Genomic DNA, 16,871 nt, shown 5'->3' on the forward strand with positions numbered 1-16,871 from the left:
GGGCCCGGTTCGCTCCTCGGAGCGGCCGGGCCCGTCCCATGGGCGGCGTGCGAGACTCGGGCCATGGTGCGTATCGGAACCGTGGTGATGGGCGCGTCGGACGTACGGCGTGCGGCGGAGTTCTGGAAGGCGGCCCTCGGTTATGTGGAGCGTGGGCCGGCGAAGGACGACTGGGTGGTACTGGTCCCGGCCGAGGGGTCCGGCGCCGGGCTGGCCCTGGGCCGCAGCGGTACGCCGGTGCAGGAGGTCCCCCGGGTCCACCTCGATCTGTACACCGAGGAGCAGGACGCCGAGGTGGACCGGCTGATCGCGCTCGGGGCGGCGCGGGCAGACTGGGACCTGTACCCGGACGACCCGGATTTCGTGGTGCTGACGGACCCCGAGGGCAATCGCTTCTGCGTCATCGACACCACTCACGGCTGACGGGGGTCACCCGGTGGGCGGGACGCGCTCCAGGAAGGGCTCCAGCAGGCCGGGCACGGCCTCGGAGGCGAACTCCAGGCCCTCGCTCACATCCGTGTCGTACGCCGTGTACGCGCCCGCTCCGGCGGCCGTCGTCGCGGTGACGCTCAGCACCCCGGCCCGCCGCTGGAAGTACGTCTGGCGGACCGTCCAGCCGATGACTCCGGCCCGCTCCAGCGCGGCGGTCGAACGCCTGACGCTGCCGGACCTCACCACCAGGTAGTCGCCGCTGATGGTGTGCCCCAGCCCGCGGTAGGCGTCCCGGGCCAGGAACACCCCGGCCACCGACCCCACGGCGGCGCAGCCGAGCGCGGCCCAGAGCAGTACGGGTGTCAGCAGCACGCCCAGGAGAGCCAGCACCAGCACCGGGACCACGACGGCCCAGAGCGCCCGGCGCAGCCTGCGGCCACGGGCCGCGAGGGGGTGCCCGGTGAGCCCTGCGCCGGTCGGGGACGTGGTCTCGCGCAGGACGTCGGCGGCCACCGCGTCGGCGACGGCTCTGGGCGCGGCGGGCAGCAGGGTGTTGTGGTCGCCGTGCTGCTCCTCGTCGTCCTTGGCCAGTCCGGTGGTGATGGCGTCGACCCGGGCCGCGCCGAAGGTCCGGATGCCGAGCGGTTCGACGAGGTCGACCCCGCGCAGCCGGCGCTCCTCGATGGAGACGGAGCGGGAGGTCAGCAGTCCGCGCCGGATGCGCAGGGTGCCGCCCGGCTCGCGCTCCAGCCGGTAGTTCCACCACATCTCGACCCACAGGCCGAGCGCGCCGACGACTCCGGCGAGCACCGCGGCGAGGGCGAGGATCACGATCATGGTGAGCAGCGAGGTGTCCCGGAAGCGGTCGCCGACCCACTCGATCACCTGACCCTGGGCCCCGAACCAGTCGCTGACCTGCATCACGGCGCCGGCCGCCGCACCGCCGAGCGCGGGGGCGACGAAGGAGACCGGTGCGTAGCGGATCCAGCGCGGGTCAAGGGCGGCGAGTTCGCCCTCGCGGTGGGTGCCCGGGGTGCCGGTGGCCGCGCGTGCCAGCAGCTCGCGGCGGAGCCGTTCGCTCTCGGGCCGGGTGACCGGGTCGAGTTCGAGGGTGGAGTCGTTGCCGGAGTGCTCGCCGGTGCCGATGCGGACGGTGACCAGGCCGAGCACCCGTTGCAGCGGATGGGCGGTGACGTCGACGCTGCGGATGCGTTCACGGGCCAGTGAGCGCTTCTTGACCAGGAGCAGCCCGGTGTGGAGTTCGACCCGGTCGGCGCCGACGCGGTAGCGGGTGCGACGCCACCGTACGAGATCGCCCGCCGCCGCGGAGCCGATCAGCAGGACCGACCCGGCGACGACCCAGGCGATCGCGGGCCCGAGGCCGAGCCGCCCGGACAGGCCGAGCGTGGTCGGCACGGCCGCGCCGGCCGCGACTCCGGCCGTGAGGAGTGCGCTGAGGAGGACCGTGCGCCGGTCCAGCCGCCGCCAGTCGGCGGTGCCGGCCGCCGCGCCGGGTTCCTGGGCCGGGCTCCGGTCGTCCCCGGCGTCCGGGAAGGGGGAGAGCGCCGTCCCGGAGCTCATGTGGCGTCCCCGGGGGTGTCCTGGGTGATCCGGGTCAGCCGCTCGGCCAGCCCGGCCGCCGTCTCGTGGTCGAGGCCCTCGATCCGCACCGCGCCCTTGGCCGAGGCGGTGGTGACGGTGACCGTGGCGAGCCTGAAGAGCTGTTCGAGCGGTCCGCGCACGGTGTCCACGGTCTGGATCCGGGACATCGGGGCGATCCGCCACTCCTGCCGGAAGACCCCGGTCCTGACGTACACCGCTTCGTCGGTGACCTCCCAGCGGTGGGTGCGGAACCACCAGGCGGGGAGGAGGACGGCGCAGCCGGTGCCGAGGACCGCGAGGACCGCGGCGGGCAGCAGCAGCCAGAACCGGGCGGGCCCGATGAGCGCGCCCAGCACGGCCAGGACGACCACGGGGGCGGCGGTCAGCAGCACCCACTGCGTCCGCCACCACCCCACGGCCCTCGGGTCCAGCGTGTTGTTCGGCGGCCGCAGCCGCACCGTCCCCTCCCCCGTGGTCATCGGCTCAGCGCCCCCGGCGGGCGCGGTACGCGTCGACGAGCGCGGCGGTCGAGCTGTCCAGCTGCTCGCTCCCCTTGCCCTCGGTGAGCACCGGCTCGATCTTCTTGGCGAGGACCTTGCCGAGTTCGACGCCCCACTGGTCGAAGGAGTCGATGTTCCAGACGGCGCCCTGGACGAAGACCTTGTGCTCGTACAGCGCGATCAGCTGGCCGAGCACGGACGGGGTGAGCCGGTCGGCGAGGATCGTCGTCGTCGGGTGGTTGCCCCGGAAGGTCTTGTGCGGCACCAGTTCCTCGGCGACGCCCTCGGCGCGGACCTCCTCCGGCGTCTTGCCGAAGGCCAGCGCCTGGGTCTGGGCGAAGAAGTTGGCCATCAGCAGATCGTGCTGGGCGATCAGGCCGGGCAGCAGATCGGCGACCGGCTCGGCGAAGCCGATGAAGTCGGCCGGGATGACCTTGGTGCCCTGGTGGATCAGCTGGTAGTAGGCGTGCTGTCCGTTGGTGCCGGGGGTGCCCCAGACGACCGGTCCGGTCTGCCAGTCGACCGGGTTGCCGTCCCGGTCCACGGACTTGCCGTTGGACTCCATGTCCAGCTGCTGCAAGTACGCGGTGAACTTGGACAGATAGTGGCTGTACGGCAGCACGGCATGCGACTGGGCGTCGAAGAACGCCCCGTACCAGACACCCAACAGGCCCAGCAGCAGCGGGACGTTGGACTCGGCGGGGGCGGTGCGGAAGTGCTCGTCGACGAGGTGGAAGCCGTCGAGCATCTCGCGGAACCGCTCCGGGCCGATGGCGACCATCAGCGAGAGGCCGATGGCGGAGTCGTAGGAGTAACGGCCGCCGACCCAGTCCCAGAACTCGAACATGTTGGCGGTGTCGATGCCGAACTCCGCGACCTTGCCGGCGTTCGTCGACAGCGCCACGAAGTGCTTGGCGACCGCGTCCTGACCGGCGTTCAGACCGGTCAGCAGCCAGTTGCGGGCGGAGGTGGCGTTGGTGATCGTCTCGATCGTCGTGAACGTCTTCGACGCGATGACGAAGAGAGTCTCGGCGGGGTCGAGATCCCGCACCGCCTCATGGAGGTCGGCGCCGTCGACGTTCGACACGAAGCGGACGGTCAGCTCGCGGTCCGTGAAGGAGCGCAGCACCTCGTACGCCATGGCGGGGCCGAGGTCGGAGCCGCCGATGCCGATGTTGACGACGTTCTTGATGGGCTTGCCGGTGTGACCGGTCCACTCCCCCGACCTGACGCGGTCGGAGAACGCCGCCATCCGGTCGAGCACCGCGTGCACACCCGGCACCACGTTCTCGCCGTCGACCTCGATCACCGCGTCGCGCGGGGCACGCAGCGCGGTGTGCAGGACCGCGCGGTCCTCGGTGGTGTTGATCTTCTCGCCGCGGAACATCGCGTCCCTCAGCCCGGCCACCCCGGTGGCGGCGGCGAGCTCGCGCAGCAGCCGCAGCGTCTCGTCGGTGACCAGGTGCTTGGAGTAGTCGACGTAGAGATCGCCGACCGTGAGGGTGTATCCGGTGCCGCGCTGCGGATCGTCCGCGAAGAGCCGGCGCAGATGTGTCGCTCCGAGCTGCTCGCGGTGCTTGCCCAGAGCGGTCCACTCGGGCGTCTGGTTGAGCCTGGTTCGGCTTCTTGTATTCATCCCGGATATCAGCCCAATTCTTCTCGTGCCTGCAGATGCCCCGCTGCCCCTCCAACCTAATTGATCGGAGGGGCGGACGAGGCAATGGAGACCTGCGGCACGGCCAGGGCCTGTCCGGCGGAGCAGGGCCGGACAGGCCCTGAAACGGTCCGGCCGGACACCCTGTGGGTGCCCGGCCGGTGAACTTCTAGATCTCGCCCCGGAGTTTCGCCAGGGCCTCGGCGAGGATGGCCTCGCCGTCCGCGTCGCTGCGCCGCTCGCGCACATATGCGAGGTGCGTCTTGTACGGCTCGGTGCGCGGCGGGTCCGGCGGGCTGTCCCGGTCCTGTCCTGCCGGGAAGCCGCAGCGCGGGCAGTCCCAAGTCTCCGGTACCTGCGCGTCACTGGCGAAGCTCGGCTGCGTCTCGTGCCCGTTCGAGCACCAGAAGGAGATGCGGAGGCGCGGCGCGGACTCACCGCGCTCGGCCTCCCCCATCGGCCCCGCTCCGACCCGGCTTCCCCGGATCGCGTTGCCACTTGCCACGGTCGTAACTCCCTGCGTGATGGTGCTCGAAGATGCCCCAGTCTACGTAAGGCCCAACGCGCGTCCAGTGAAAGGAGTTACACCATCACCGGGAATCGCGTACGACGGGTCAGTTGTCCAGCTTGATCAGCAGACCAAGCACAACAATGCACGCGAACCATGCCAGACCGACGACCACGGTGATCCGGTCGAGGTTCCGTTCGGCGACCGAGGAGCCGCCGACCGAGGACTGCATGCCGCCACCGAACATGTCGGAGAGGCCGCCGCCCTTTCCCTTGTGCATCAGCACCAGCAGCATCAGCAGCAGGCTGAAGACGATCAGGGCGATCTCGAACGCCAAAATCACGGCTGGTCCCTACTTTCCGGAATTCCTCTGGACTGCATGTGCGAACGACGGGGGCCGGGAGGCTACACCCTCCACGGCCCCCGCAAGGGTACGACGGATCCGCGCTACCGCATACTCACTGGTCGCGGAAGCGGACGATCTTGACGAACTCGTCGGCGTCCAGCGCGGCACCGCCGACCAGCGCGCCGTCCACGTCGGGCTGCGCCATGATCGCGGCGACATTGCCGGACTTCACCGAGCCGCCGTACTGGATACGGACGGCGTCGGCCAGCTCCTGCGAGTACAGCTCGGCCAGCCTGCCGCGGATCGCACCGCAGACCTCCTGGGCGTCCTCGGGGGTGGCGACCTCACCGGTTCCGATGGCCCAGACCGGCTCGTACGCGATCACGACGGACTCGGCCTGCTCGGCCGGGACGTCCTTCAGGCCGCCGTCGAGCTGCGCCAGGGTGTAGGAGACCTGGTCACCGGCCTTGCGGACGTCCAGACCCTCGCCGACGCAGAGGATCGGGGTCAGGCCGTGCTTGTACGCGGCCTTCACCTTGGCGTTGCAGATCTCGTCGGTCTCGCCGTGGTACTGCCGGCGCTCGCTGTGGCCGACGGCCACGTAGGTGCACCGCAGCTTGGCGAGCATCGGGCCGGAGATCTCACCGGTGTACGCGCCGGAGTCGTGCGCCGAGATGTCCTGGGCGCCGTACTTGATCTTCAGCTTGTCGCCCTCGACCAGGGTCTGCACGGAGCGCAGGTCGGTGAAGGGCGGCAGGACGGCGACCTCGACGACGTCGTAGTCCTTGTCGGTCAGCGCGAAGCCGAGCTTCTGGGTGTGTGCGATGGCCTCGAGGTGGTTGAGGTTCATCTTCCAGTTGCCCGCCATCAGCGGGGTACGAGTGGTCATGAAAGGTCAGTCCTCCAGTGCGGCGAGCCCGGGAAGCGTCTTGCCCTCGAGGTATTCGAGGCTGGCACCGCCACCGGTCGAGATGTGTCCGAATGCATTCTCGTCGAAGCCCAGGGTGCGGACGGCCGCGGCGGAGTCGCCACCGCCGACGACACTGAAGCCCGAGGAGTCCACGAGGGCCTGGGCGACGGCCCGGGTGCCCTCGGCGTAGTCGGGGTGCTCGAAGACGCCCATCGGGCCGTTCCAGAAGACGGTGGCCGCGTCGGCGAGCTTCGATGCGTACAGCGCGTTGGTCCCCGGGCCGTTGTCCAGGCCGATGAACCCGGCCGGCATGGCGTCCGCGGGCACGGTGCGGTGCTCGGTCGGGGCCTTGGCCTTGAGGTCCGGGAACTGCTCGGAGACCACCACGTCGACGGGGAGCACGAACTCCACGCCCTTGTCCTCGGCCCGCTTGAGGTACTCCAGCACCGCCGGGATCTGGTCCTCCTGGAGGAGCGAGCTGCCGACCTCGTGGCCCTGGGCCTTGAGGAAGGTGTACGCCATGCCGCCGCCGATCAGGATGCGGTCGGCGCGCTCCAGGAGGTGGTCGATGACGCCGAGCTTGTCGGAGACCTTGGAGCCGCCGAGCACCACGGCGTAGGGGCGCTCCACGTTCTCGGTGAGCTTCTTCAGGACGCCGACCTCGGTGGCGATCAGGTCACCGGCGGCGTGCGGCAGCCGGGCCGGGAGGTCGAAGACCGAGGCGTGCTTGCGGTGCACGGCGCCGAAGCCGTCGCCCACGTACAGGTCGGCGAGCTCGGCCAGCCGGTCGGCGAACGCGCCGCGTTCGGCGTCGTCCTTGGACGTCTCGCCGGGGTTGAAGCGGAGGTTCTCCAGGACGGCGACCTCGCCGTCACCGAGCGCGGCGACCGTGGCGCGGGCGGACTCGCCGACCGTGTCGGTCGCGAAGGCCACGTCGGCGCCGATGAGTTCACCGAGACGGGCGGCGGCGGGCGCCAGCGAGAAGGCCGGGTCCGGGGCGCCCTTGGGGCGGCCCAGGTGCGAGGCGACGATGACCCGCGCGCCGGCCGCGACGAGCTTCTCCACGGTCGGCTGGACGGCGCGGATGCGGCCGTCGTCGGTGATGGTGGTGCCGCTCAGCGGCACGTTGAGGTCGGCGCGGACGAATACGCGCTTGCCGTTGACCCCTTCGGCAATCAGTTCGTCGATCGTCTTCATCTTGCTGGACTCCTTGGAGGGCGGGAGAGCATGCGACGGGGCCCGAACGGCGCGGCGTTGCGCTGTTCGAGCCCCGTGCTCACATCTGGGTGCCTGCCGGTTCGACGGTCAGAGCTGGCTGCCGACGAAGACGGTCAGGTCGACGAGGCGGTTGGAGTAACCCCACTCGTTGTCGTACCAGCCGAGGATCTTCACCGACTTGCCCTCCTGAACCATGGTCAGCGAGGAGTCGAAGGTGCAGGACGCCGGGTCGCTGACGATGTCCGAGGACACGATCGGGTCCTCGGTGTAGTACAGGATGCCCTTGAGGTCGCCGTCGTCCGCGGCCTTCTTGAACGCGGCGTTGACCTCGTCCTTGGTGACCTCGCGCTGCAGCTCGACGACCAGGTCGGTGGCCGAGCCGGTCGGGACCGGGACGCGCATGGCGATGCCGTCCAGCTTGCCCTTCAGCTGCGGGAGCACCAGGGCGGTGGCCTTGGCGGCACCGGTGGTGGTCGGGATGATGTTCTCGGCGGCGGCGCGGGCGCGACGCAGGTCCGAGTGCGGGAAGTCCAGGATCCGCTGGTCGTTGGTGTACGCGTGGACCGTCGTCATGAGGCCCTTGACGATGCCGAAGTTCTCGTCCAGAACCTTGGCCATCGGCGCGACACAGTTGGTCGTGCAGGACGCGTTGGAGATGACGTGGTGGTTGGCCGCGTCGTACTTGTCCTGGTTGACGCCCATCACGATGGTGATGTCCTCGTCCTTGGCCGGAGCCGAGATGAGGACCTTCTTGGCACCGCCCGCGATGTGCTTCTCGGCGTCGGCCTTCTTCGTGAAGATGCCGGTCGACTCGATGACGATGTCGACGCCCAGCTCACCCCAGGGGATGTCGGCCGGGTTGCGCTCGGAGAGAACCTTGATCGTGTGACCATCGACGGTGATGGTGTCGGCGGTGTGGCTGACCTCTGCCTTCAGACGACCCAGGATGGTGTCGTACTTCAGCAGGTGGGCCGTGGTCGCGGTGTCACCCAGGTCGTTGACAGCCACGATCTCGATGTCCGCACCCTGCTCCAGCAGCGCGCGGAAGTAGTTACGACCGATGCGGCCAAAGCCGTTGATGCCTACGCGGATCGTCACGAACCGATCTCCTCGTTAGGTACGCGGGGTTTTCACCCCGGCGAGTTGTATGAGATGTCCCCGACCGCCTCCGACCCTACCTCTCCGAGGGCTCCGGGGTGACATCGAGCGGGGCCTCGGGAACGCCGGAGGCCCGTACCCCTCGGTAGGAGTACGGGCCTCCGGATGTTCGTTCGCACACGCTGCGAAAATTACGCAGCGTCAACATCCCTGGGAGCTCGGCGTGTCCCGGATCCGGCCGGTTTCGTCTCCGCCCCGGGTCAGCCCACCAGGCCGTCGGCGAGCTCCTCGCTGAGGGTGGATTCGGTGCCCGGGATACCCAGGTCCTGGGCCCTCTTGTCGGCCATCGCCAGCAGCCGGCGGATCCGGCCGGCGACCGCGTCCTTGGTCAGCGGCGGGTCGGCGAGCGCGCCCAGCTCCTCCAGGGAGGCCTGCTTGTGCTCCATGCGCAGCCGTCCGGCAGCCGCGAGGTGCTCGGGCACCTCCTCGCCCAGGATCTCCAGCGCGCGCCCCACCCGGGCGCCCGCGGCGACCGCTGCCCGCGCGGAACGGCGCAGGTTGGCGTCGTCGAAGTTGGCGAGCCGGTTGGCGGTGGCCCGGACCTCGCGGCGCATCCGCCGCTCCTCCCAGGCCAGCACCGACTCATGGGCGCCCAGCCGGGTGAGCAGCGCGCCGATCGCGTCGCCGTCGCGGACGACGACCCGGTCCACCCCGCGCACCTCGCGGGCCTTGGCCGCGATGGAGAGCCTGCGGGCCGCGCCGACCAGTGCGAGCGCCGCCTCGGGGCCGGGGCAGGTCACCTCCAACGAGGAGGAGCGGCCCGGCTCGGTGAGCGAGCCATGGGCCAGGAAGGCTCCGCGCCAGGCCGCCTCGGCATCGCAGGTGGCCCCCGAGACCACCTGTGGGGGCAGCCCGCGGATGGGGCGGCCCCGGCCGTCCACCAGGCCGGTCTGGCGGGCCAGCTGGTCGCCGCCGGCCACCACCCGTACGACGTAGCGGGAGCCGCGCCGCAGACCTCCGGGGGCCATCACGATCAGCTCCGAGCTGTGCCCGAAGATCTCGAGGATGTCCCGCTTGAGCCGGCGCGCCGCCATCGCGGTGTCCAGCTCCGCCTCGATCACAATCCGGCCGCTCACCAGGTGCAGCCCACCCGCGAACCGAAGAATCGCCGAAACCTCTGCCTTCCTGCAGCAGGTCCGGGTCACGGGAAGCCGAGAGATTTCGTCCTTCACCGCCGGCGTCATCGCCATGGGCCGATCCTTCCATGCATCCGAAAAATACGGTCGTACGCGGCGGCCAACAGCTCCGGATCATGAATCGGAACGCCGTCGGGTGAGGCCACCGGCGCCAGCTCGACCGCGGCGCCGAGCCGTTTGGCGGCATCGGCGAGGGACTCACGATCGGGCACAGCGGCTTCGTCGGCCAGCACCACGTCCAGGGCGAGTTTAGGGGCGTGTCGTCCCAAAACCTCCAAATGACGCTGCGGGGAGAAGCCATCAGTTTCACCGGGTTGCGGTGCGAGGTTGAGCGAGAGGACCTTGCGGGCCTTGGTTTCGATGAGCGCGTCGAGCAGTTCGGGGACGAGCAGGTGCGGGATCACCGAGGAGAACCAGGACCCCGGGCCGAGCACCACCCAGTCGGCGTCGAGCACCGCGGCGACGGCCTCGGGGACCGCCGGCGGGTCGTTCGGGACGAGGTGCACGGACTGCACCTCGCCGGGGGTGAGCGCCACGGTGGCCTGGCCGCGCACGGTGTCCACGTCGTCCGGGCGGGCCGGGTCGTGTCCCCGGACCAGGGCCTGGAGCTCCAGCGGCACGGCGGACATGGGCAGCACCCGGCCGTGCGCCCCGAGGAGCCTGCCGACCAGGTCGAGTGCCTGGACGTGGTCGCCGAGCTGCTCCCAGAGGGCGACGATCAGCAGATTGCCGACCGCGTGCTCGTGCAGATCGCCCTTGGACTGGAAGCGGTGCTGGATCACCCGGGCCCAGGTCTGGCCCCAGTCGTCGTCGCCGCACAGGGCGGCGAGCGCCTTGCGCAGGTCGCCGGGCGGCAGTACGCCGAGCTCCTCGCGGAGCCGGCCGCTGGAGCCGCCGTCGTCGGCGACGGTGACCACGGCGGTGAGATCGCCGGTGATCCGGCGGAGCGACGCGAGCGACGCGGACAGCCCCATGCCGCCGCCGAGTGCGACGACCTTGGGCTGCGCGCCGCGCTTGCGGCCGGCCAGCGCGGAGGTGGCTCTGCGCAGCCGCCGCAGGCGCAGATTGCGGCTGGTCACTCGCGCCCCATGTCCCGGTGGACGAGGACGGTCTCGATGCCTTCGGTCGCGAGCCGGGCCGCCAGCTTCTCGGACATGGCGACCGAACGGTGCTTGCCGCCGGTGCAGCCGACGGCGATCGTCACATAGCGCTTGCCCTCGCGGCGGTACCCGGCGGCGATGAGCTGGAGCAGCTCCGTGTACTGGTTGAGGAATTCCTTGGCGCCGGGCTGGTCGAAGACGTAGGCGGAGACCTCCTCGTTGAGCCCGGTGAACGGGCGCAGCTCGGGGACCCAGTGCGGGTTGGGCAGGAATCGGCAGTCGACCACCAGGTCGGCGTCGACCGGCAGGCCGTACTTGAAGCCGAACGACATGACCGTGGCACGCAGCTCCGGCTCCTCGTCGCCGGCGAACTGGGCGTCCATCTTGGCGCGCAGCTCGTGCACGTTGAGGCTGGAGGTGTCGATCACCAGGTCGGCGTCGCCGCGCAGCTCGCGCAGCAGGTCGCGCTCGGCGGCGATGCCGTCGACGATCCGGCCGTCGCCCTGGAGGGGGTGCGGGCGGCGGACCGATTCGAAGCGGCGGACGAGGGCGTCGTCGGAGGATTCCAGGAAGACGATCCGCCGGGTGACGTGCTTGGCCTCCAGGTCGGCGAGGGATTCGCGGAGGTTGTCGAAGAAGCGGCGCCCGCGGACGTCGACGACGACAGCGATCCGTGCCACGTTGCCCTGCGAGCGGGCGCCGAGCTCGACCATGGTGGGGATCAGGGCGGGCGGCAGGTTGTCGACGACGAACCAGCCGAGGTCCTCCAGACACTTGGCCGCCGTGCTGCGCCCGGCGCCCGACATCCCCGAGATGATCACCAGCTCGGGAATGGTCGCATTCCCGTCGCCCGTCTCGATCGTGGTGCCCGTACTCACGTGTCCTGCTCCGTCTGCTCGGTCGGTGCCGTCGTGCTCGACTTCTTGCTCGCGCTCGGCTTCGTGTTCGTTTTCACGGTCGGTCATGTCGTGCTGCCCCCGTCGTCCTCTTCAATGATCTCTCCTGTCGCCGTGTTCACGGCGGGCGTGGCCGGGGCGGCCGAGGCGAGGGCGACAGCCACTGATTCCGCAGTCCTGCGGCCTATCCCCGGAACCTCGCAGATCTCGTCGATTGTCGCCTGCTTCAGCTTCTTCACGGAGCCGAAATGCTTGAGCAACGCCTGTTTCCGGGTTTCGCCGAGGCCTGCGACGGCGTCCAGCGGGCTGGAACGGAGGCGCTTGGCCCGCTTGGCGCGCTGGTACGTGATCGCGAAGCGGTGAGCCTCGTCACGGACCCGCTGGAGGAGATAGAGGCCCTCGCTGGAGCGGGGCAGGACGACGGGGTCGTCGTCATCGGGCAGCCAGACCTCTTCTAGGCGCTTGGCGAGGCCGCAGACGGCGATGTCGTCGATCCCCAGCTCGTCGAGGGCCCGCTTGGCCGCGGCGACCTGGGGCCGGCCGCCGTCGACCACGACGAGCTGCGGCGGATAGGCGAACCGCTTGGGACGCCCGTCGTCCTCGCGCGGCTCGGTGTCCGGGTCGGGGGCGGTCTCCGGGTCGGACGCGGTGTCCGGGACCGGTCCGGTCGGGGCGGGGGTCTCCTCCCACTCCCCCGTGCGCTCCTTGTCCTGGAGGTACCTCTTGAAGCGGCGGCCGATCACCTCGTGCATCGACCGGACGTCGTCCTGGCCCTCGAAGCCCTTGATCTGGAAGCGGCGGTACTCGCTCTTGCGGACGAGCCCGTCCTCGAAGACGACCATGGAGGCGACCACGTCGTCGCCCTGGAGGTGCGAGATGTCGAAGCACTCGATGCGCAGCGGGGCGGTGTCGAGGCCGAGTGCCTCGGCGATCTCCTCCAGGGCGCGGGAGCGGGTGGTCAGGTCGGAGGCGCGCTTGGTCTTGTGCAGCCCGAGCGCCTGCTGGGCGTTGCGCTGGACCGTCGCCATCAGGTCCTTCTTGTCGCCGCGCTGCGGGATGCGCAGGCTGACCTGGGAGCCGCGGCGGCCGGCGAGCCACTGGGAGACCGCGTCCGGGTCCTCGGGCAGGGCCGGGACGAGGACCTCCTTGGGAACGGCGTCGCCCGCCTCCTCTCCGTACAGCTGCTGGAGGGCGTGCTCGACCAGGCCGGAGGTGTCGACGTTCTCGACCTTGTCGGTGACCCAGCCGCGCTGGCCGCGCACCCGGCCGCCGCGTACGTGGAAGATCTGGACGGCGGCTTCGAGCTCGTCCTCGGCGACCGCGATGAGGTCGGCGTCGGTGGCGTCGGCCAGCACGACGGCGCTCTTCTCCATGGCCCGCTTGAGGGCCTCCACGTCGTCGCGGAGCCGGGCCGCCCGCTCGTACTCCATCTCCTCGGCCGCCGCCATCATGTCCTTCTCCAGGCGGCGGATGTACGTACCGGTCCGGCCGGCCATGAAGTCGCAGAAGTCGTCGGCCAGTTCGCGGTGTTCCTCGGGGGTGACGCGGCCGACACAGGGGGCCGAGCACTTGCCGATGTAGCCGAGGAGGCACGGACGGCCGGTCCTGGCGGCGTTCCTGAAGACTCCGGCGGAGCACGTGCGCACCGGGAAGACCCGGAGCATCAGGTCGACCGTCTCGCGGATCGCCCAGGCGTGACCGTACGGACCGAAGTAGCGCACGCCCTTCTTCTTGGCGCCGCGCATGACCTGGACGCGCGGGAACTCCTCGTTGAGCGTGACCGCGAGGTACGGATAGCTCTTGTCGTCGCGGTACTTGACGTTGAACCGCGGGTCGAACTCCTTGATCCAGGAGTACTCCAGCTGGAGGGCCTCGACCTCGGTGGAGACGACCGTCCATTCCACCGAGGCGGCCGTGGTGACCATCGTGCGCGTGCGCGGATGGAGCGCCGCCAGGTCCTGGAAGTAGTTGGCCAGGCGCTGGCGCAGGTTCTTGGCCTTGCCGACGTAGATCACCCGGCGGTGCTCGTCGCGGAACTTGTAGACCCCCGGGGAGTCGGGGATCTGTCCCGGCTTGGGGCGGTAGCTGGAGGGGTCTGCCATGTGTCCCACCCTACTTGCGGGCAGTGACAGTGCGGCCGGACCGGAAGTGGTGCCGTGCTCCGGGGCGCGGATCGCGGGAGCGCGCCCCGGAGCACGGGTCAGTGGGTGCCGCCGCCGGTCAGGGGTTCTCCCGGTGGCGGCGGTTGCGCAGGAAGGTGAACGCGCCGAGGCCGAGCACCACGAGGGCGCCCGCTCCGGCGGCGGCCGAGGCGGCGGTCAGGGCCGGACCGGGCACCGTGCTCGCGGCGGCCGTCCGGGTCTCCCGGCTGCCGGGTGCGGGGGCGGCGGGCGGGGCATAGCCGCCCGCCTTGCCGGAGCGGGCGTATCCCGAGCCGGGAAGCTTGTCGCCGTACGCCTCCCGTACCCGGGCGCGGTAGGCGGCCAGTGTGGTGCCGCGGGCGCCGACGGCGCGGACCGCGTCCTGGTCCAGCGGGAGCACCCTCGCCCCCTTCTGGACGTACCAGGCGTCCACCTGCGGCTCACGGAACACCGTCCCGCCGGGCAGTTTCCGGGCGCCCGCGGCGGCGTACCTCGTCTCGTCGTCGCCGGTGGCGATGTTCACCACCTGCCAGCCGCCGTCCTTCCCTTCCTTCGGAAGGGTCCACAGCGACGCCTTCCGGCCGTCCGAGGCGACGGCCGTGGTGGCGAGGTAGTCCAGTCTCGCGACGGGCGCCCCCGGCTTCCCGGCGACGAAGTCCGGATCGAGGGTGTGCACGGGGACGGCGGCACCCTCGATGCGCGGCGGCGCCGCCGACCTGGTGAGGGTGGACTCGCGGGCGAAGAACCGGGCCAGGGTGTCCAGGGTCGCGGGGTCGGTCGCCGCCTGCCGGGCGGCGGTCAGGGCGGCCGGGCCGGCGGTGGGTCCGGTGGCAGCGGCCGCCTCCGGGGCGACGGTGAGCAGGGCGGCGCCGGCCAGGACTCCGGTGGCGGCCAGGGCGGCGGCCGTGGACCGGGCGGTGCGTGCGGTCCTGCGGATCATCTCGTCACGCTCCGATCCGGTAGAGGGAGTGGGTCCAGGAGAACTCGTTGTTGTTCACGTACCAGGCGTGCGAGGCCCAGTTGTAGCGGTTGTTGGAGGGCCAGGGATCGCCCCAGTAGACCCAGCTGTCGGAGTCGTCGTACCCGTACAGGACATGCATGTGGCCGCCGCCCGACGACCACTGGATGCGGGTCTCGACGGGGCGGCCCGCGGCGATCTCGGCCTGGACGGTGGGGTAGCGCAGCCAGCCGGTGACGTACGAGCCGGGGGTGATGCCGGCCCAGTACAGACCGTCCTGGACATTGCCGAGCGTGGCCTGCGAGTTGGGGCACTCGTAGCCCTGTGCGCGGCCGAAGGCGGCGTTGCAGAACTGGTTCTGCGAGTAGGTGCGGCCGAACCAGGTGGCGATGGTGTTGCCGGAGGCCGCCCAGCACCAGTTGGTCTTCTGCTGGGCCTGCATGGTGATGTTCAGACGCTGGGTGGCGGCGACGGCGGTGCCCGCGGTGGCGCTTCGGGCCGTGGCCTCGGCGCGGACGGGGTGCTGCGCCGCCGAGGCGGTCGCGGACGGCACGGCGAGGAGTGCGGCGGCCAGGGCGGCCGCGGCCGGGAGCAGTCCCGTTCGGATTCTTCGGTTACGCATGACGTTCCTCCCGAGGCGGGGGTGTGGGGTCGGAGGAGCGCGTCCGGACGCTGTCCGAGGAGCATCAACCGTTGTCGGGGACGGGTCAACACGCTTCAATGCGGGGGAACATCGCGGTGTGAACGGCGTGGCGGATACGTGAACGGCCCTCCCCCGGCCACCTGCGGCACCGCCCCCGGCGACGCGTTCTCCCACGCCGCGTCGTGAACGTTCACCTGGAGGACCCCATGCAGCACACCGAGGCCGAACTGGCGCAGGTGCTGCACACCGGCCCGTTCCATCTGGCGCTGCGCACCGCGCTCTCGGTGCGGGGGCTGCCGCTCCAGCGGGTGCAGCACCATCTCGCACACCGCGGGGTCAAGGTCGGGGTGACGAGCCTGAGTTACTGGCAGCAGGGGGCCAGGCGTCCGCAGCGCGCCGAGTCCCTGCGGGCCGTGAAGGCGCTTGAGGAGGTGCTGGAGTTGCCGCGGAACTCGCTGCTCCGGCTGCTGGGGACGGGGAGTGCCCGCCCGGACGCCGACCGGCCGGCCGCCCGTTCGTACCGGTCCCTGATGGAGTCGTCCGGGGCCGTGGAGCGGCTGCTCGCGGACATGGGGTCACCGGTGGACGGCGGGCTGCACACGGTGGGGCATCACGAGCGGGTGCGGATCGGTTCCGGCCGGGAGCTGCGGCAGCGCGAGTCGCAGCACGTGGTGCGCGCCCACCGGGACGACATCGACCGCTACCTCGCCGTCCACCGGGGCGATCCGGGCTGCGATCCGGCGGGGGTGACGGTGGCGGCCCGGGAGAACTGCCGGACGGGGCGGGTCCGCTGGGACCGCGGGACGGGGGTGCTCGTCGCCGAACTGCTCTTCGACACCCGGCTGAGGGCGGGCGACACCTACCTGTTCGGCTACGGCTTCGACGACGGCACGGGAGGCCCGTGCGGCGAGTACGTGCGGGGGTTCAGCTTCGGCGGCGGGCAGTACGTGCTGCAGGTGGCCTTCGACGAGGCCGCGCTGCCGGTGCGGTGCCGGCGCTTCGCCCAGGTCTCGGCGGGGGCGCCGCGCGGCGCCCGTACGGACCTCACGCTGACCGGCAGGCACCGGACCGTTCACCTGGTGGAGCAGGGCGTACGGCCCGGTCTGGTCGGCATCGACTGGGACTGGGAGTGAACCGGTCCCGGGCCGGCGTCGGGCGTCGGGGCGCCGACCGGGTCAGGCCTCGGGGCCCGCGACCAGCCTTCCGCCCTCGACCCTGACCGGGACCGCGGGCAGCGGCGCGGTCGCCGGGCCACGTGTCGCCTTGCCGGTCGTGGTGTCGAAGTGGCTGCCGTGACAGGGGCACGTCCCCACGTTGTCCTCGACCTTGTCCAGCAGACAGCCGGCGTGGGTGCACTGGGCGCTGAACGCCTTGTACTGGCCCTTGGCCGGGCAGTTCACGATGACCCGCTCGTTGCGGTAGAGCTTGGATCCGCCGACCGGAACGTCGTCCGGCGCGCCGAGCTCGACGGGGGCGGTCGGCGTCGGCGTCTCGGCGTGGCCGAGCTTCGATTCGGTCGAGCAGGCGGCCACTCCCAGCCCGGCGGCGCCGGCGAGAGCGGCGCCCTTCAGCACGGTACGGCGGGCGGCGGGCTGGCCGGACATGCGGTCTCCACTGGTCGAAGGGGTGGATGGGCGCCGGGCACGACCGAAGCGCCGCGGGTACCAGG

17 protein-coding genes are annotated in these 16,871 nt (G+C 71.1%); 2 read left to right on the forward strand and 15 right to left on the reverse strand.

Going from position 1 to position 16,871, the window contains the following annotated elements; translation table 11 throughout:
* Window positions 1–63 precede the first annotated feature (63 nt).
* Window positions 64–423, forward strand: a complete 360-nt coding sequence (locus tag ACWCPY_RS07055) for a VOC family protein (protein ID WP_451263312.1) — start codon at window positions 64–66, stop codon at window positions 421–423.
* A gap of 6 nt (window positions 424–429) precedes the next feature.
* Here the strand turns inward: ACWCPY_RS07055 and ACWCPY_RS07060 are convergent, their stop codons facing one another.
* From ACWCPY_RS07060 to ACWCPY_RS07125, 14 genes are all read right to left on the reverse strand, one after another.
* Window positions 430–2,013 (reverse strand): PH domain-containing protein, encoded by a 1,584-nt coding sequence (locus tag ACWCPY_RS07060; RefSeq protein WP_451263313.1) that lies wholly within the window; start codon window positions 2,011–2,013, stop codon window positions 430–432.
* Window positions 2,010–2,513: a PH domain-containing protein gene (locus ACWCPY_RS07065; RefSeq protein ID WP_451263314.1), complete on the reverse strand. Its 504-nt coding sequence runs from the start codon at window positions 2,511–2,513 to the stop codon at window positions 2,010–2,012. Before ACWCPY_RS07065 ends, ACWCPY_RS07060 begins: the two co-directional genes overlap by 4 nt.
* Window positions 2,514–2,517: 4 nt before the next feature.
* The gene (gene pgi, locus ACWCPY_RS07070; RefSeq protein WP_451263315.1) at window positions 2,518–4,170 is read right to left on the reverse strand and encodes a glucose-6-phosphate isomerase; all 1,653 of its coding nucleotides are present in this window, start codon (window positions 4,168–4,170) and stop codon (window positions 2,518–2,520) included.
* Between the two features lie 187 nt (window positions 4,171–4,357).
* Window positions 4,358–4,693 (reverse strand): RNA polymerase-binding protein RbpA, encoded by a 336-nt coding sequence (locus ACWCPY_RS07075; protein WP_072483070.1) that lies wholly within the window; start codon window positions 4,691–4,693, stop codon window positions 4,358–4,360.
* 109 nt (window positions 4,694–4,802) lie between these two features.
* Window positions 4,803–5,039, reverse strand: coding sequence for a preprotein translocase subunit SecG (secG, locus tag ACWCPY_RS07080; RefSeq protein WP_093539669.1), 237 nt, complete (start codon window positions 5,037–5,039; stop codon window positions 4,803–4,805).
* Window positions 5,040–5,154: 115 nt separating this feature from the next.
* Window positions 5,155–5,931 (reverse strand): triose-phosphate isomerase, encoded by a 777-nt coding sequence (gene tpiA / locus ACWCPY_RS07085; RefSeq protein WP_362443371.1) that lies wholly within the window; start codon window positions 5,929–5,931, stop codon window positions 5,155–5,157.
* A 6-nt stretch (window positions 5,932–5,937) separates the two neighbouring features.
* On the reverse strand, window positions 5,938–7,149 hold the full coding sequence (locus tag ACWCPY_RS07090; protein ID WP_451263316.1) for a phosphoglycerate kinase: 1,212 nt from the start codon (window positions 7,147–7,149) through the stop codon (window positions 5,938–5,940).
* Window positions 7,150–7,257: 108 nt separating this feature from the next.
* The gene (gene gap / locus ACWCPY_RS07095; RefSeq protein ID WP_329816903.1) at window positions 7,258–8,268 is read right to left on the reverse strand and encodes a type I glyceraldehyde-3-phosphate dehydrogenase; all 1,011 of its coding nucleotides are present in this window, start codon (window positions 8,266–8,268) and stop codon (window positions 7,258–7,260) included.
* A 260-nt stretch (window positions 8,269–8,528) separates the two neighbouring features.
* Entirely contained in the window at window positions 8,529–9,518 is a 990-nt protein-coding gene (whiA, locus tag ACWCPY_RS07100; RefSeq protein WP_030919772.1) for a DNA-binding protein WhiA, read from the reverse strand.
* The gene (locus tag ACWCPY_RS07105) at window positions 9,509–10,543 is read right to left on the reverse strand and encodes a gluconeogenesis factor YvcK family protein (protein WP_451263317.1); all 1,035 of its coding nucleotides are present in this window, start codon (window positions 10,541–10,543) and stop codon (window positions 9,509–9,511) included. The genes whiA and ACWCPY_RS07105 overlap by 10 nt, the downstream gene beginning before the upstream one ends.
* Window positions 10,540–11,529: an RNase adapter RapZ gene (gene rapZ / locus ACWCPY_RS07110; protein WP_451263318.1), complete on the reverse strand. Its 990-nt coding sequence runs from the start codon at window positions 11,527–11,529 to the stop codon at window positions 10,540–10,542. Before rapZ ends, ACWCPY_RS07105 begins: the two co-directional genes overlap by 4 nt.
* Window positions 11,526–13,562: an excinuclease ABC subunit UvrC gene (gene uvrC, locus ACWCPY_RS07115; RefSeq protein WP_451263319.1), complete on the reverse strand. Its 2,037-nt coding sequence runs from the start codon at window positions 13,560–13,562 to the stop codon at window positions 11,526–11,528. Before uvrC ends, rapZ begins: the two co-directional genes overlap by 4 nt.
* Window positions 13,563–13,680: 118 nt before the next feature.
* Window positions 13,681–14,541, reverse strand: coding sequence for a hypothetical protein (locus tag ACWCPY_RS07120; RefSeq protein ID WP_451263320.1), 861 nt, complete (start codon window positions 14,539–14,541; stop codon window positions 13,681–13,683).
* 4 nt (window positions 14,542–14,545) lie between these two features.
* The gene (locus ACWCPY_RS07125) at window positions 14,546–15,181 is read right to left on the reverse strand and encodes a papain-like cysteine protease family protein (protein ID WP_451263321.1); all 636 of its coding nucleotides are present in this window, start codon (window positions 15,179–15,181) and stop codon (window positions 14,546–14,548) included.
* A gap of 227 nt (window positions 15,182–15,408) precedes the next feature.
* Between ACWCPY_RS07125 and ACWCPY_RS07130 the strand changes: the two genes are divergently transcribed.
* On the forward strand, window positions 15,409–16,335 hold the full coding sequence (locus tag ACWCPY_RS07130) for a hypothetical protein (RefSeq protein WP_451263322.1): 927 nt from the start codon (window positions 15,409–15,411) through the stop codon (window positions 16,333–16,335).
* A gap of 42 nt (window positions 16,336–16,377) precedes the next feature.
* Here ACWCPY_RS07130 and ACWCPY_RS07135 read toward each other — a convergent pair whose 3' ends face one another.
* Window positions 16,378–16,806 carry a Rieske (2Fe-2S) protein gene (locus ACWCPY_RS07135; protein ID WP_451263323.1) on the reverse strand — a complete coding sequence of 143 codons (429 nt, stop codon included), beginning with the start codon at window positions 16,804–16,806 and terminating at the stop codon, window positions 16,378–16,380.
* Window positions 16,807–16,871 lie beyond the last annotated feature (65 nt).

The sequence above is a fragment of the Streptomyces sp. NPDC002403 genome (assembly GCF_053593015.1).

What these genes read in the sequence shown, in the direction of transcription:
- whiA (WP_030919772.1), bottom strand. Translation starts at nt 9,518, where the DNA reads ATGGCGATGACGCCGGCGGTGAAGGACGAAATCTCTCGGCTTCCCGTG.
- ACWCPY_RS07120 (WP_451263320.1), bottom strand. Translation starts at nt 14,541, where the DNA reads ATGATCCGCAGGACCGCACGCACCGCCCGGTCCACGGCCGCCGCCCTG.
- ACWCPY_RS07125 (WP_451263321.1), bottom strand. Translation starts at nt 15,181, where the DNA reads ATGCGTAACCGAAGAATCCGAACGGGACTGCTCCCGGCCGCGGCCGCC.
- pgi (WP_451263315.1), bottom strand. Translation starts at nt 4,170, where the DNA reads ATGAATACAAGAAGCCGAACCAGGCTCAACCAGACGCCCGAGTGGACC.
- ACWCPY_RS07130 (WP_451263322.1), top strand. Translation starts at nt 15,409, where the DNA reads ATGCAGCACACCGAGGCCGAACTGGCGCAGGTGCTGCACACCGGCCCG.
- ACWCPY_RS07090 (WP_451263316.1), bottom strand. Translation starts at nt 7,149, where the DNA reads ATGAAGACGATCGACGAACTGATTGCCGAAGGGGTCAACGGCAAGCGC.
- uvrC (WP_451263319.1), bottom strand. Translation starts at nt 13,562, where the DNA reads ATGGCAGACCCCTCCAGCTACCGCCCCAAGCCGGGACAGATCCCCGAC.
- ACWCPY_RS07135 (WP_451263323.1), bottom strand. Translation starts at nt 16,806, where the DNA reads ATGTCCGGCCAGCCCGCCGCCCGCCGTACCGTGCTGAAGGGCGCCGCT.
- ACWCPY_RS07060 (WP_451263313.1), bottom strand. Translation starts at nt 2,013, where the DNA reads ATGAGCTCCGGGACGGCGCTCTCCCCCTTCCCGGACGCCGGGGACGAC.
- tpiA (WP_362443371.1), bottom strand. Translation starts at nt 5,931, where the DNA reads ATGACCACTCGTACCCCGCTGATGGCGGGCAACTGGAAGATGAACCTC.
- ACWCPY_RS07055 (WP_451263312.1), top strand. Translation starts at nt 64, where the DNA reads ATGGTGCGTATCGGAACCGTGGTGATGGGCGCGTCGGACGTACGGCGT.
- ACWCPY_RS07065 (WP_451263314.1), bottom strand. Translation starts at nt 2,513, where the DNA reads ATGACCACGGGGGAGGGGACGGTGCGGCTGCGGCCGCCGAACAACACG.
- rapZ (WP_451263318.1), bottom strand. Translation starts at nt 11,529, where the DNA reads ATGACCGACCGTGAAAACGAACACGAAGCCGAGCGCGAGCAAGAAGTC.